Origin of the sequence: Nocardia sp. NPDC051030 (genome assembly GCF_040683015.1) — a bacterium.
In the GTDB taxonomy this organism is placed as follows: Bacteria; Actinomycetota; Actinomycetes; order Mycobacteriales; family Mycobacteriaceae; genus Nocardia.
In genome coordinates, this window is sequence record NZ_JBFBCD010000004.1 from 415,381 (window position 1) to 429,846 (window position 14,466).

At 67.5% G+C, this 14,466-nt stretch carries 14 protein-coding genes; 5 read left to right on the forward strand and 9 right to left on the reverse strand.

Annotation, left to right across the window (positions count from 1 at the left end):
• Positions 1-51: 51 nt before the first annotated feature.
• Positions 52-873 (reverse strand): thioesterase family protein, encoded by an 822-nt coding sequence (locus AB0N05_RS15550; RefSeq protein WP_364693368.1) that lies wholly within the window; start codon positions 871-873, stop codon positions 52-54.
• Between the two features lie 24 nt (positions 874-897).
• Here AB0N05_RS15550 and AB0N05_RS15555 point away from each other — a divergent pair, with 24 nt between their 5' ends.
• Positions 898-2,445 (forward strand): serine hydrolase domain-containing protein, encoded by a 1,548-nt coding sequence (locus AB0N05_RS15555; RefSeq protein ID WP_364693371.1) that lies wholly within the window; start codon positions 898-900, stop codon positions 2,443-2,445.
• Here AB0N05_RS15555 and AB0N05_RS15560 read toward each other — a convergent pair.
• Positions 2,389-2,931 (reverse strand): YaeQ family protein, encoded by a 543-nt coding sequence (locus tag AB0N05_RS15560; RefSeq protein ID WP_364693374.1) that lies wholly within the window; start codon positions 2,929-2,931, stop codon positions 2,389-2,391. The genes AB0N05_RS15555 and AB0N05_RS15560 overlap by 57 nt on opposite strands.
• Before the next feature lie 41 nt (positions 2,932-2,972).
• The gene (locus AB0N05_RS15565) at positions 2,973-3,983 is read right to left on the reverse strand and encodes a polysaccharide deacetylase family protein (protein ID WP_364693377.1); all 1,011 of its coding nucleotides are present in this window, start codon (positions 3,981-3,983) and stop codon (positions 2,973-2,975) included.
• Positions 3,984-4,106: 123 nt separating this feature from the next.
• On the opposite strand from AB0N05_RS15565, the gene AB0N05_RS15570 reads away from it, so the two are divergent.
• On the forward strand, positions 4,107-5,447 hold the full coding sequence (locus AB0N05_RS15570; protein WP_364693380.1) for a putative glycoside hydrolase: 1,341 nt from the start codon (positions 4,107-4,109) through the stop codon (positions 5,445-5,447).
• A 78-nt stretch (positions 5,448-5,525) separates the two neighbouring features.
• On the opposite strand, the gene AB0N05_RS15575 is transcribed toward AB0N05_RS15570, so the two are convergent.
• Both AB0N05_RS15575 and AB0N05_RS15580 read right to left on the reverse strand, forming a co-directional pair.
• Positions 5,526-5,687 (reverse strand): hypothetical protein, encoded by a 162-nt coding sequence (locus tag AB0N05_RS15575; RefSeq protein WP_364693383.1) that lies wholly within the window; start codon positions 5,685-5,687, stop codon positions 5,526-5,528.
• Between the two features lie 10 nt (positions 5,688-5,697).
• Positions 5,698-6,144, reverse strand: coding sequence for a MarR family transcriptional regulator (locus AB0N05_RS15580; RefSeq protein ID WP_364693386.1), 447 nt, complete (start codon positions 6,142-6,144; stop codon positions 5,698-5,700).
• Between the two features lie 51 nt (positions 6,145-6,195).
• On the opposite strand from AB0N05_RS15580, the gene AB0N05_RS15585 reads away from it, so the two are divergent.
• From AB0N05_RS15585 to fmdA, 3 genes are all read left to right on the forward strand, one after another.
• Positions 6,196-7,287 carry a substrate-binding domain-containing protein gene (locus AB0N05_RS15585; protein ID WP_364693389.1) on the forward strand — a complete coding sequence of 364 codons (1,092 nt, stop codon included), beginning with the start codon at positions 6,196-6,198 and terminating at the stop codon, positions 7,285-7,287.
• Positions 7,288-7,420: 133 nt separating this feature from the next.
• Positions 7,421-7,702 (forward strand): FmdB family zinc ribbon protein, encoded by a 282-nt coding sequence (locus AB0N05_RS15590; protein ID WP_364693392.1) that lies wholly within the window; start codon positions 7,421-7,423, stop codon positions 7,700-7,702.
• An 18-nt stretch (positions 7,703-7,720) separates the two neighbouring features.
• On the forward strand, positions 7,721-8,974 hold the full coding sequence (gene fmdA / locus AB0N05_RS15595) for a formamidase (protein WP_364693395.1): 1,254 nt from the start codon (positions 7,721-7,723) through the stop codon (positions 8,972-8,974).
• Between the two features lie 16 nt (positions 8,975-8,990).
• On the opposite strand, the gene hutI is transcribed toward fmdA, so the two are convergent.
• From hutI to hutU, 4 genes are all read right to left on the reverse strand, one after another.
• Positions 8,991-10,169, reverse strand: coding sequence for an imidazolonepropionase (gene hutI, locus AB0N05_RS15600; RefSeq protein ID WP_364693398.1), 1,179 nt, complete (start codon positions 10,167-10,169; stop codon positions 8,991-8,993).
• The gene (locus tag AB0N05_RS15605; protein ID WP_364693400.1) at positions 10,166-11,461 is read right to left on the reverse strand and encodes a formimidoylglutamate deiminase; all 1,296 of its coding nucleotides are present in this window, start codon (positions 11,459-11,461) and stop codon (positions 10,166-10,168) included. Before AB0N05_RS15605 ends, hutI begins: the two co-directional genes overlap by 4 nt.
• A gap of 112 nt (positions 11,462-11,573) precedes the next feature.
• Complete coding sequence (locus AB0N05_RS15610; RefSeq protein WP_364693403.1) at positions 11,574-12,809, reverse strand: allantoate amidohydrolase; 1,236 nt, start codon at positions 12,807-12,809, stop codon at positions 11,574-11,576.
• 4 nt (positions 12,810-12,813) lie between these two features.
• A complete protein-coding gene (gene hutU, locus AB0N05_RS15615) occupies positions 12,814-14,463 on the reverse strand; it encodes a urocanate hydratase (RefSeq protein WP_364693406.1) in 1,650 nt (549 codons plus the stop codon).
• Between the last annotated feature and the right edge of the window lie 3 nt (positions 14,464-14,466).

Here is a 14,466-nt window from a genome sequence, read left to right on the forward strand (position 1 = left end):
CCTGATCTGTGGCGGCCAGCCCGCCGCCACAGATCGCTGTGCGCGCGAGTGTCAGGCCTTGAAGTACACCATCTGGTGAGTGGTGACCAGCAGGTCGCCGCCGGGGGTCCACAGTTCGGCGGACTGGTCGAAGAAGCCATTGCCGAAGCGCAGTGCGCGGGCGGTGGCGAGCACCGGCTGGTCGTCCTGTGCGGTGAGTTGTGCTGCGGTGGCGTGGAAGTAGACCGTCATCGAAATCGTGCCCGCGGGGACGAGCTTCCCCAGGCGGAGCATCACTCGGGGGAAGAAGATGTCGGACATTGCGGCGAGGGCCGGGAAATCCAGCGGACGGGGCGGGGTGTCGCGTACCCAGAGGGTGGAACTGGAATCGGCCGGTTTGCCCTCGGCGAGGGCGTCGAGGCCGCCGTGCACGAATCGCATCTCGTAATTGCGCACCCACGCGATGAACTCCGGAAGTTCCGGCGGCGTAATCGATTCCGGCGACGGGACCTCGGGCGCGACTATATCGGTGGCCTCCCAGGTCGACCGGCGGATGCCGAAAACGGCTGTCGCCGTGGTCGTCACCTCATCGTTCTGGAGCATTTCGATGGCCCAGTGCTGAGTGCTGCGGCTCGTTCGCACCGGCCGGGCGACCACGTCGAATGATCCGTCGGCGATCGGGGCGGCGAAGTTCACGGTGAGCGAGACCGGGTCGCCGATTCGATCGGGGTGGTCCAGCGCGGCGCGCAGCATGATCGCGGCGGTGATGCCGCCGAACGGCCCGACCATATTGGCGTAGTCCGCCGAGGTCTTGCCCTGGAACGCGCCCGATTCCGACGGGGTCAGGGTCGTCGCCGCATCGAACGGATGCGGTGGGGCGATCATGTGCGTCATAGGTTCCGAGGCTAACGTGTCGGTGTGGCGAGAGGCTCGGGCGAGGCATGGAAGCGGCCCGCGCGTGCGGCATTGCTGCTGGTCGTGACAATGATCGCCACGGTGCTGCCGCCGTGTATCGCGGTCGGATCCGCACAGATCCGCGAGCTCGACACCTCGGCGGTCGACCGGTTCATGGGCGACTACATGTCGAAGACCCGGCTACCCGGCGTCTCCATTGCCATTACGCGCGGTGATCGAGTCGCCTATGTGAAGGGCTACGGGCACGACTCCACCGGCACGGCGGTCACCGCGAACACCCGGATGCCGATCGCCTCGCTGAGCAAATCCTTCACGGCGCTGGCGGTAATGCAGCTCGTCGACGCCGGGACGGTGGATCTGGACGCGCCGGTGCGGCGGTACCTGAACGATTTCCACCTGGGCGACCAGCGCGGCGACCGGATCACGGTCCGTCAGTTGCTGAATCAGACCTCGGGGATGTCGGACACCACCTTCCCGGATCTCCGCAAGCCGCAGGCGGATTCGCTGACCGGGGCCGTCGAACGCCTGCATTCGGCGAAGCTGGCGAGCGATCCGGGCGCGCAATTCCACTATCACAACCCGAATTACCAGGTGGCCGCCCGGCTCGTCGAGGTGGTGAGCGGTGAGCCGTACGCGGACTACCTGACGCGCCACGTGTTCTCGCCACTTGCCATGGCCGACAGTACGACCGTCGATACCGCGCGCGACGCGAAAGACCTGGCGCACGGCTATATCCGGGCCTACGGGCTGCCGATCGCCGCCGGGGAACCCGATTGGTTCGTGGGCGGCAGCCACGGAATCATCTCCACCGCAACCGATCTCGCACGGTGGCTGATCATGCAGAACAGTGGCGGGCGCACCCCCTACGATCAGCAGCTGGTCTCCGCCACCGCCATCACCCGCATGCACACACCGTCCAAGGTGAATTCCTACGCGATGGGCTGGCGCAGCGAGGAACCCGAGGATGGCACGGAAAAGCTCAGCCACAATGGGGATTGGTTCACCTACACCTCCGAACAGGTGCTGCTGCCCGATACCGGCTATGGCATCGCGGTGATCGCGAATACCGGGATGTCGCTCGAGGACGACCCGGGAATCATTGCCGACGGATTGGTCGCGCTCACTCAGGGCAAGGCTCCCGACGTGCGGCGGCCGGGCGGAATCTACGCGGATTGGGCGCTGGCCGCGCTCACCCTGGCGACGATCGGGCTCGGCGCGGCGGCAGTGGTGCGCTCACGACGCTGGGTGGCCCGCACGGCCGACCGGCCCGCCTGGCTCACGGCCGTGCGCCTGGTGCCCTACCTCGTACTGCCCGGGGCATTGATCTTGCTGCCCTATCTGAGCGGGCTCGTCTTCGCCGGACGCTCGGGCACCTTCGAGCAGGTCACCTATGTGTGGCCCGCCCTCGTGATCTGGATGGCGGCGGGGACCGCGACGACGCTCGTGGTGTTCGCTGTCCGTGGCATTCGGCTCTTCCGCTCTCGCAAGCGCGGCTCAGGCGAGCCGATGCTCCTCGACGGGGGTACTGAAGGTGGTGCCATTGAGGTCTAGGTACAGCTCGCGCTCGGTGATCGACAGCGTGACGGTATTGCGGCGGTCGATGGCTCGCACGGCGGCATCGATGAAGTCGCGGTCGAAGCTGTAGACGCCGATCGCTTCGGCGCGATGAATCTTCTTGCCGACCAGCTGCGCCAGCACCTTCGCCGGATCGCGATGGGTGTAGACGGCGGCACGCCCGGCCAGCTTGCTCCCGCGATGCAGGCGCTCCGCATCGGGCGCGCCGATCTCGATCCACGCGGTGACGCGACCGGTGAGATCCCGGACCAGCACGGCGGGCTCATCGGTCGAGGACACTCCCCCTTCGCTGAAGGTGATGCCCTCCTCGTATTCGAGGCAGTAGGCCAGCAGCCGGGTCAGCATGAATTCGGCGGTCTCGGAGGGATGCCGCGCCACCCGCAGATCCAGCTCCTCATAGACGCCGCGATCGACATCGGCCAACTGGACGGCGAAATTGTGGAGTGTTGCGCTGATAGCCATAGGTGCACGAGCTTAGCCGCGGCCTCAGTACCGGTTGGACCTCAGTACGGGTTGGACCGGCCTGACCAGCGGGCGTTCAGGTCCGCGGCCAGGTTCCGGGGGAAGGAGATACGGGTGGGGTCGCCGTCAGAGGTGAAGCGCTGGGCGGGGTCGGCGGCCAAGTGGTCGAGCCAGTAGGCGGAGTCGAAGGGAACCTCGCCGCGGCCGGAGCGAATGCGCGGGACTGCCGCCGGGTCCACCTGACCGTAGGGCGCGGGGGCCGGGTTGGCACCGACCAACATGACCGCCTCGAATTGGTACGGGGTGCCGTCCCAAGCGCCCGCGCTGGCCAGGGCGTGGTCGGTGGGGAATATGCCCAGGGGCAGGGCCATGGTGCGGACCTTGTAACCGGGGGCGGCCGCGGTGATGGCACGGAGGTTCTCGACGAATTCGCGTTGCACGTTCGCGGCGTCGAGTCTGCCCAGATTGCTGTGATCGGCTGTGTGGTCACCGATTTCGTAGCCGTGGGCGGCGAGCCAGGGCAGGGCGCGCGGGTCGTTGCCGAAGGGCTCGTTGTTCACATACATGGTGGCTCGGGCGGCGAAATCCGGGTGCTGGGCCGAGAGGGTTTGCAGGATTCCGATCGCGCAGTCGGGGGTCGGTGAGCCATTGTCCGCGAAGCTGAGCTGGCTGCGGGTGGAGTCGTCGAAGGTGAGGACGACGGGGTGGGTGCCCGCGGGGATGTCTATATCGCCGGAAATGTACTGGGCGACCGTGATCGGGCGGTAGTTCTCCCGGTAGAGGCGCTCCAACTCGGCGCGGAATTCGTCGGGAGTCTGGTCGTAGTCACCGGCCGGGTTCGCCGACAGCTGGTGATACATGAGGATGGGGATGACGCCCAGCTCATTGGCGGCCACCGCGGCCGGATCGGGGCGCGGGGGTTGCGCCGCGGGTGGGGAGGTCGAGGTGAGCGCCGGAGTCGCCGCGTTCGGTGCACCCCCGCAAGCGGCCAGCGCCGCGCAGGACAGCGCAGCCAAGGCGATCCGCAGGACGACGGCCGACCCCCGCTTCATCACCCGAACATTACGCGGCGACAACGGTTTACGGATGATCTTCATAAAAGCGATCACCGAGACCCGGAGACGGTCGATAGTGTGCAAGACAGGTGTCGGCGGAAGTTGGTGTGAGCGTTGCTTATGCGGGTCCGATCGGTCGGCCGTCGGCGGCTGGCGATCATTGCGGGTGGGGCGGTCCTGGCGATTCTCGTGGTGTCGCTGATCATCGGCGCGGTGCGTACCCCGAGCGGGTCGCCGGCCACGCCGGTGGCGGACACCACGCCACCGACCTTGGAGGTGACGCAGCCGGTCGTCGCGACGTCCTATCGGGATCCGGTGACGGTGCGCGGCACCGCGATCGGCGCGGACCGGGTGGCGATCGGCGATCAGTCGGTGACACCGGGTCCGGACGGGAGCTTCGCCCTCACCCTGCCGCGCATTCCGACCGGCCTGGATGTTGTGGCCGTGGACGCGGCGGGCAATAAGACGGCGCGCCCGCTCACCACCAAGGTCGAGCTGCCGGGCATGCGGGCCGTGCACGTGACCGCCTACGCGTGGGCCTACGACGGTCTGCGCGAAGCCGTGCTGGACCTGGCGCGCGAGGGCCGGATCGATACCGTCCAGCTCGATATCAAGGATGAGGACGGCGTCGTCGGCTACGACTCACAGGTGCCACTCGCCCGCGAATCGGGCGCTGCCACAAACATTTACGACGCACGGGCCGCGATCCAGCAGCTGCACGATATGCATCTGCGGGTGGTCGGCCGGATCGTGGCCTTCCGCGATCCGACCATGGCGGGCTGGGCCTGGCAGAACGGCCACCCCGACTGGGTGATCCAGAACCCGTCCGGCCAGCCGTACTCCAGCCACTACGGCGCGATCGCCTTCACCAACTTCGCGAATCCCGAAATCCGGGGCTACAACATAGATCTCGCGACCGAGGCCGCCAAACTCGGCTTCGACGGCGTCATGTACGACTACGTCCGCCGCCCCGACGGCAGCCTGTCGAGCATGGAATTCCCAGGCCTGACCGATACCCCCAGCATCTCGATCGCGAATTTCCTTGCCCAGAGCCGTGATCCGGTCCACGCGGCCGGAGCCCACCTCGGCGCGGCCGTCTTCGGCATTGCCGCGACTCGCCCGGATGAGATCGCCCAGGACATTCCGCTCATCGCCCAGAGTGTCGATGTGGTGGCCCCGATGCTCTATCCCTCGCACTGGAATTCCGGCGAATACGGCGTCCCGAGCCCGAATTCCTCGCCCTACGACATCGTCTTCCGCTCGCTGCAGGACTTCCGCGCCCGCACCGAAGGCACCAACGCCCAGGTCGTTCCGTGGCTACAGGACTTCAGCCTCGGAGTCTCCTATGGCGACTCCGAGGTGAAGGCACAAATCGACGCCACCCACGCCGCGGGCATGAACGGCTACTTCCTCTGGAACGCTGCCACCCGGTACCACGGCGGCGCGCTCCTCCCCAACTGAAAGCAGGTTGCAGGCCTTCTCGACAACTGCATGCCGTGTAAGGCCTGCAACTGTCGAGAAGGCCTGCAACTTGGGGAGTTACGCTCCGGCAGGCTCGGGGAGGATCGGGGTGCGGGCGAGATCGGGCTCGGGCGGCCGCGCCGAGGAGCACAGTCCGGCGGCCAGCGAGGTCATTTCGGCACCGGCGACCACAGGGATCTCCCGGCCGCCGAGCTTGCCCCGGCCGTGCGGCTCGCACACGCGGAGCGAATCACTTCGTCGCTACCCGCTCGGCTTCCTCCACCTTGTGGACCTGGTCGACGAGAGATGTGAGGGAGCGGGTGATGCGCGGGTTGGCGACGGTGTCGAGGCCGTTCTCGGTGATGGCGCGGGTCATGACCTGGAGGGCGAGTTGACCGCGGCGGGTGGGGAAGACCAGCACGCGGCGGCGGTCGGTGGCGTCCACCTTGCGGTGCACCAGGTTGTCGGCGATCATCGCATCGATGAGCCGGGTCAAACTGGCACCGCTGAGCACGGTCGCCTCGCCGATCTGCGACATCGGGATGCCGGTGCCGCCGGACACCGCCGTGAGCACATGCCAGCGGGCGACGGAGGTTTCGCCGAGGCAGCTCGCGAGGGCCCGATCCAATTCCTGCGAGGTGCGGCGCAGCTGTCGCGCCAGCTCTTCCAGGGCCGCGAGGGCGGTACTATCGTCCACGTCAGCACTATATACAAAGCCGTCCGGTATTTATTCAAATGGAAATATGCGGTGGTGATTCCAGTGTCGCCCTCGGCATTTCGCGGCAATCGCCGGACCGTGGACATTGCGCTCGTGGTGCCGCTCAGTGGTCCGGCGGGGATGTTCGGGCCTTCCTGTGAAGCCTGCGCCGACCTGGCGGTCGCCGATATCAATGCGGCGGGCGGGATTCTGGAGCGCGAGGTTCGGCTGCATCCCGTGGACGCCGGTGCACCGCTGCCCGAATTGGCCGCGCGGATAGATAAGATGGTCGGCCTCGGCCAGGTCGACGGCGTGGTGGGGTGGCATCTCTCCAATGCCCGCAAGGTGATCACGCCGCAGACCGCGGGGCGGGTGCCGTACGTGTACACGACCTTCTATGAGGGCGGCGAGGATTCCGACGGCGTGTACATGGTCGGTGAGACGCCCGAGCATCAACTGTTCCCGGCCATGCGCTGGCTGCGCGCCGAACAGGGCATTCGCCGCTGGTGCGTGATCGGCAACGACTATGTCTGGCCTCGGGAAACCGCGCGCGTGACAAGGGAATTCACCGCGACGACCGATCTCGACATTGTCGGTGAGACCTTCATTCCGCTGGGCGGCCGCGATTTCCGGCACGCCATCGACCTGATCCGGCATTCGCCCGCGCAGGGCGTGCTGCTCTTCATGGTCGGCGCAGACTGCGCGGCCTTCAATCGCGCCTTCGCCCGGGCCGGTCTGGACGAGAGCCGAATCCGATTGAGCATGATGATCGGCGAGGATGTGCTGTACGCGGGCGGGGCCGCCAGCACGCGTGGATTGTTCACCGCGAGCGGATATTTCGAATCCCTGGTGTCCTCGCCCGGAATGGATTTCGGCGCACGATACCTGCGCGAATTCGGGACGATGGCGCCCGCGCTCAATAATATCGGCGAATCCTGTTACGAGGGCCTGTTGTTGTTCGCCGGGCTGGCCGAGGCCGCCCGCAGCCTGGACCTGCGCGCCATCGAACGCAATGCCGGACGGGTCAGCTATGGCGGCCCGCGCGGTGAGGTGCGGGTGCGCGGGGCGCACACCACCCAGCCGGTCTTTCTCGCCGATGCCGACGCGCTGGAGTTCAGCGTGCTGGCCGAGTTGGGCCGGTAACCGAACGTCTTCCTGTCCAGGGGCGTTTCGACCGTAATCCGAAGTTCACGAGGCGGATTCGCTGCGGAGACATGCGGCGCTTTGTATCGTCTCCATACGGAACATGTTCGAATGAAGATAATTGAGGTGGAACGTGCCCTCCTATCAGTTCAGCTGCCCGACCTGCGGAATCTTCGACCGTGACTTCACGATGGCGGATGTCCCGGGCGCCACGGCCTGCCCGATCTGCGATACACCCAGCGGGCGGCGCTTCGGGGGCGCGCCCCTCATCCGGCCGGATTCGGCGCTCGGAAAGCTCATCGAGACGACGCAACGCAGCGCGAGCGAGCCGGGCGTGGTCAGCACCCCACCGCCCGGGCGGCGACCCAGCCACATCACCCGCAATCCCCTGCATCGCAACCTCCCCCGCCCCTGACACGAGAGAAGGCCGACCATGCCCGAACTGCTCTTCCCGCTCGACTCCCGCAAAAAGTTCACCGAACAGCAGTTCGTGGGCCACAACCGCTGGCATCCGGATATTCCCGCCCCGGTCACCGTCAAGCCGGGCGACGAATTCCGGGTGCACGTGCGCGAATGGTTCGATGGCGCGATCCACAATGACGACTCCGCCGAGGATGTGCTCAATGCCCCGCTGAGCACCGTGCACTGCCTGTCCGGGCCGTTCGCGGTCGAGGGGGCCAAGCCGGGTGACCTGTTGATCGTCGACATTCTCGACATCGGGCCGATCCCCCAGGAGGATTCGGGTCCCCTAGCAGGGCAGGGCTGGGGGTACACCGGCATCTTCCCCACCGACAATGGCGGCGGCTTCCTCACCGAGCATTTCCCCGACGCGTACAAGGCGATCTGGGATTTCAGCGGCCACACCGCCACCTCGCGGCATATCCCGGGCGTGAAGTTCACCGGCATCACGCACCCCGGCCTGATGGGTACCGCGCCCTCGGCGGCGCTCCTGTCCAAGTGGAATGCTCGCGAGGGCGCGCTCATCGCCACCGACCCGCTGCGTGTACCGCCGCTGGCGCTCCCGCCGGAGCCTCGGGACGCCATTCTGGGCTCGCTCACCGGCAGCGAATTCGACCGGGCCGCGGCCCATGCCGCGCGCACCGCACCGCCACGCGAGAACGGCGGCAATCAGGACATCAAGAACTTCACCCGGGGCAGCCGGGTGTTCTACCCGGTATTCGTGGACGGCGCGAAGCTCTCGGTCGGCGACCTGCACTTCTCACAGGGCGATGGGGAGATCACCTTCTGCGGGGCCATCGAGATGGGTGGCTTCATCGATCTGCGGGTGGATCTCATCAAGAACGGCATGGAGCTCTACGGCGTCTCCGAGAACGCCATCTTCATGCCCGGTAACGAAGGCCCCAATTACACCGAGTACCTTGCCTTTTCGGGGACATCGGTGACGCTGTCCGGCGAACAGCGCTACCTCGACTCGCAGTTGTCCTTCGAGCGCGCCTGCCTGCACGCCATCGACTACCTCACCAAATTCGGCTACAGCCCGGAGCAGGCTTATCTGCTGCTCGGCGCGGCTCCCATCGAGGGCCGCTTCTCCGGCGTCGTCGACATCCCGAATTCGTGTGCGACCGTGTACATCCCGACCGCGATCTTCGACTTCCCGATCACGCCCTCGGCTTCCGGCCCCGTCACCATCGACCCGGGGATGGGAGCCCCGCACGCCACCCGATGACCAGAAGTACCGGCGGTCAATAACCTACGACCGCCGGTACCCCTCGGTGCCAGACCGCCCAGGTGAGGGGAACGCCCGGGCGGTAGGCCAGATGCACTGCCGACGGAGCGTCGAGTATGTGCAGGTCGGCACGGGCACCGGGGCGGATCACGCCGACAGCGCCGTCGGCGGAGAGGTCGCGGCCGAGGGCGAGAGCACCGCCCGCGGTCGCGGCCCAGATCGCCTCGTCCACGGACAGGCGCATTTGCAGGACCGCCGTGGAGACGCAGAACGCCATGGACGTGGTGTAGGAGCTGCCGGGATTGGCATTGGTGGCCAAGGCGATTCGGGCTCCCGCGTCCAGGAGGCGGCGGGCCTGGGCCAGGGGTTGGCGGGTGGAGAGGTCGCAGGCGGGGAGCAGGGTGGCGATGGTGGTGGAAGCCGCCAGGGCTTCGACGTCGTCGTCGGTGAGGTGGGTGCAGTGGTCGACACTGGCCGCGCCGTATTCGACGGCGAGCTGGACTCCGGGGCCGTAGCCGAGTTGGTTACCGTGGACGCGCAGGCCGAGGCCTTTGGCGCGGCCCGCGGCGAGGACTCGGGCGGATTGTTCGGCGTCGAAAGCGCCTGTCTCGCAGAAGACGTCGATCCAGCGGACATGGTCGACGACCGCGTCGAGCATCGGGCCGCAGACCAGGTCGACATACTCCTCGGCGGTGTATTCGGCGGGCACCACGTGGGCTCCGAGGAAGGTGACCTCGTCGGCCACCTCGGCCGCCAGTGCGGCACAGCGCTTTTCGTCGGCGACGGTGAGGCCGTAGCCGGTTTTCGTTTCCATGTAGGTGGTGCCCTGGTGCAGTGCCTCGGCACGCAGGCGGTGCAGAGTGGCGGCGAGGACCTGGTCATCGGCCGCGCGGGTGGCCTCGACGGTGGTGCGAATGCCACCGGCCGAGTACGGGACTCCCCTCATACGAGCCCCGAACTCGGCCGTGCGATCACCGGCGAAGACCAGGTGCGTGTGGCTGTCCACCCAGCCGGGCAGGACGGCGCGGCCGTGGACGTCCAGGTGATGGTCGGCATCGGGGGCGGCGGAGGCCGGGCCGACCCAGCGCACCCACTCGCCCTCCAGCACCAGCGCAGCATCGTGCAAGGTGCCGAATTCGTCTGTGTTGGTGGTGAGTTCACCTATGCCGGTGATGACCGTGGTCGTCGGGTTCACTGCCACAATGCTCCGATCTCGGTATCGAGGGTTGCTCCGATGTCCGTGACGCTGCGGTGGAGGCGATCGCGCACCGACCAGCGGCCCGCGACCATGACGTCGGTGACATCGGACGCCGTTGCCGCGTAGAGGATTCCGGTGGCGTCAGCGCCCGCGGTGCGTGGGGAGTCGGTGTCGACGCAGACCAGGTCGGCGGCGTGGCCGGGGGCGATCGCGCCCACGGTGGACCAGCCCGAGGCGGCGTGTGCGGTGGCGGCGGTCAGCAGTTCGGTGCTCTCGAAACGGCCGCGCTGCCCGCTGGCGAGGCGCTCGTGCAGTTCCAGTGCGCGCAGCTCGAACCAGGGGTCGATGATCGAGTGTCCGTCGCTGCCCAGGCTGAGGCGCACGCCCGCGTCGGCGAGGCGGCGGGCGGGGCCGATGCCGTCGCCGAGATCGGCTTCGGTGCTGGGGCACAGGCAGACCCAGCTCTCGGCGAGCGCCTTGATGTCCTCGGCGGTGAGGTGGGTGGCGTGTACGGCGACGGTGTTCGGGGTCAGCGCGCCGACGCTCGCGAGGAGTTGGGTCGGAGTGCAGCCGTGGACGGCGAGGCATTCCTCGTTCTCGCGGGGCTGTTCGGAGAGGTGCACATGCAGCGGGCGGCCGGTGGCGGCGTGCACGATCGCGGGCAGCTGCTCGACCGGGACGGCACGCACCGAATGGATTGCCGCACCCACGGTCACGAGTTCACCTACCGGGCTGAAGGATTCGACCCGGCGCGCCCAGGCATCGGCATCGCCATCGTCGAAGCGCTGTTGCACGCCGGAGGTGGGGCGGCCGAAACCGCCTGCCAGATAGGCCACATCGAGCAGGGTCAGCCGAATACCGGCATCGGCCGCCGCGGCGACCAGGGCGTGCGAGAACTCATTGGGGTCGGCGTAGCGCTGCCCGCGCCCGGGGTGGTGCAGGTAGTGGAATTCGGCGACGCTGGTGTAGCCCGCCAGCACCATTTCGGCGTAGACGGCGCGGGCCAGCCGGTAGTACGAGTCCGGCTCCAGCCGCTCGGCGAGGGCGTACATGCGTTCACGCCAGGTCCAGAAGCTGCCGCGATCGGTGTGGGTGCGGCCGCGCAAGGCGCGGTGGAAGGCATGCGAGTGCCCGTTCGCGAAGCCGGGCAGCACCAGCCCGGAAAGCACCGTCCCACTGGGATTTTGACCCACGTCGACCGCTGTGATTATGCCGTCGGCGATATCGATACGCACCCCGGCCACCACCCCTCCGGGCAGCCAAGCTTGCGAGCACCAATACGTACTCATCCGGCCAAGCTCCTCGGCACGCGCGCCAATTCAACCGTGCCGTCGGCTATGTCGATGCGCACCACGGCCGCCACCCCCCTCGGCAGCCAGGCGTGTGGGCACCAGTACGTGCTCATCCGGCCAGGCTCCGCAGTACGCGCGCCAATTCGACGGTGCCGTGGTCGATATCGCCGGGCTCGGCGAATTCCTGTGGCGCGTGGCTGATTCCGGTCGGGTTACGGACGTAGAGCATGGCGGTGGGCACGAAGGGGGCCAGCACCGCGGCATCGTGACCGGCACCGGTCGGCAACACCGGTGCGCCGCCGAGCATGGCGGTGAGCCGGTCCCGCAGCGCCGGATCGAAGACGGCGGTGCCCTCGTAGGACTCCTCCCGCACGTCGACTGTGCAGCCTTCGAGTTCAGCGGCGGCCCTGGCCTTCTCAGCAATCTCCGTGACCAAGTCGCGCACACTGCCCGGCTCGGGCAGCCGGGCGTCCAGCCAGACATCGACCTGGGAAGCGATGACATTGGTGCCGCCGGGTGTCGGCACCAGACGGCCCACAGTCGCGCGAGCCTCAGGCACCGCGGCCGCCGAACGCCTTACCGCGCCGATCATTTCGGCGGCGGGCATCATAGGATCGCGCCGGTCATCCATGAGCGTCGTCCCAGCATGATTGCCCTGACCGGTAAAGGTGAACCGCCAGCGGCCGTGCGGAATGATATTGCTGCCGACCGCAAGCGGTGCGTCCAGGTGAATCAGTCCCCTCCCCTGCTCCACATGAAGTTCCACGAACGTGCCGATCTGCCCGAGGGTTTCGGTATCGCGGCCGAAATGCCCGGGATCGTGCCCACCGGCTCGCGCGGCATCCGCGAAGGTGGTGCCGTCACCATCGCGCAGTGTCAGCGCCCGCTCCGGCTCGAGAGTGCCGGTCAACAGCCGAGACCCCAAGCACGGCACCCCGAACCGCCCACCCTCTTCCTCGGCGAACACCACGATCGCCAAAGGCCGCCGTGGCGCGAACCCCTCCGCACGCAGCAGGTCGAACGCGGCCAGCGCACTCACCACCCCCAGCGGACCGTCATACGCACCGCCACCCGGCACCGAATCCAGATGGCTCCCGGTAACGACCGCATCCACCCCCGGTGCCCCGAACCAGGCCCACAGATTGGCATTCCGATCGGTATGCACCTGCAGCCCACGCGCCCGCGCCGCACCGGCAAACCATTCGCGCAGTTCTGCATCGGCGGAGGTGAAAACATGCCGCGAGTACCCACCCCGCGCCCGATCCGCGCCCACCCGCGCGATCTCGGCCAGCAGATCATTGGCCGATGCGAGCTTCTGCGCCGCATCCTCGAATCGTGGGCTCACCGACTCACCTTTCCCACATAGGGATACGCACATCCCGCGTGCGGGCTACGGCGTCGGCTTCGGGGTAGCCCGCGTCGACGTGGCGGAGTACGCCCATGCCCGGGTCATTGGTGAGTACGCGTTCGATCTTTTGCGCCGCGAGTGGGGTGCCGTCGGCGACTGTGACTTGACCGGCGTGAATGGAGCGACCCATGCCGACGCCGCCGCCGTGGTGGATGGAGACCCAGGTGGCGCCGGAGGCGGTATTGACCATGGCATTGAGCAGGGGCCAGTCGGCGATGGCGTCCGAGCCGTCGGCCATGGCCTCGGTCTCGCGGTAGGGGGAGGCCACCGAACCGCAGTCGAGGTGGTCGCGGCCGATCACGATGGGGGCGGAAACCTCACCGCTGGCGACCATTTCATTGAAGCGCAGTCCGGCCTGGTGACGTTCGCCGTAGCCGAGCCAGCAGATGCGGGCGGGCAGACCCTGGAAGGCGACGCGGTCCCCGGCCAGGCGGATCCAGCGGGCCAGGGCCTCGTTCTCCGGGAAGAGCTCGAGCATGGCGCGGTCGGTGGCCGCGATATCGGCGGGATCGCCGGACAGGGCCACCCAGCGGAAGGGGCCTTTGCCTTCACAGAAGAGCGGGCGGATGTAGGCGGGCACGAATCCGGGAAAGTCGAAGGCGCGGTCGTACCCGGCCAGCTTGGCTTCGCCGCGAATCGAGTTGCCGTAGTCGAAGACCTCGGCCCCGCGATCCAGGAAGCCGACCATGGCTCCCACGTGGATGGCCATGGAATCCCGTGCGCGGCGGGTGAATTCGTCCGGCTTCTTGCTCGCGTAGTCGTCCCAGTCCTCGAGGGCGATGCCGATCGGCAGATAGGTGAGCGGGTCATGCGCCGAGGTCTGATCGGTGACGACATCCACCTCGACCTCGCGGCGCAGCAGCTCGGGCAGGATTTCGGCGGCATTGCCGATGACCCCGACCGACAGGGCACGCCGGTCGCGCTTGGCGGCCATAACCCGCACCAGGGCATCGTCGAGGTCCGTGGCGATCTCGTCCAGATACCTGGTCTCGACCCGCCTTTCGGCATGGCGCGGATTGCATTCGATACACAGCGCCACCCCGCCGTTCATGGTGACGGCCAGGGGTTGCGCGCCACCCATGCCGCCCAAACCGGCTGTGACGGTGAGTGTTCCGGCGAGACTGCCGCCGAATCTCTTGGCCGCCACCGCGGCGAAGGTTTCGTAGGTGCCTTGCAGAATCCCCTGGGTACCGATGTAGATCCAGGAACCCGCGGTCATCTGGCCGTACATGGTGAGCCCGGCCGCTTCCAGTCGCCGGAACTCCGGCCAATTCGCCCAGTCCGGAACCAGATTCGAGTTGGCGATGAGCACGCGCGGAGCCCATTCGTGGGTGCGCAGCACGCCGACCGGCTTACCGGATTGGACCAGAAGCGTCTCGTCCTCGCGCAGGTCGGTCAGCGTGCGGCCGATGGCGTCGAAGCTGTTCCAGTCCCGGGCCGCCTTTCCGGTACCGCCGTAGACGACGAGATCCTGCGGGCGCTCGGCAACTTCGGGGTCGAGATTATTGTGCAGCATGCGCAGTGCGGCTTCGGTCTGCCAACTGCGGGCGGTGAGAGTCGAACCGCGGGCAGCTCGAATGATTCTGGTCATGGC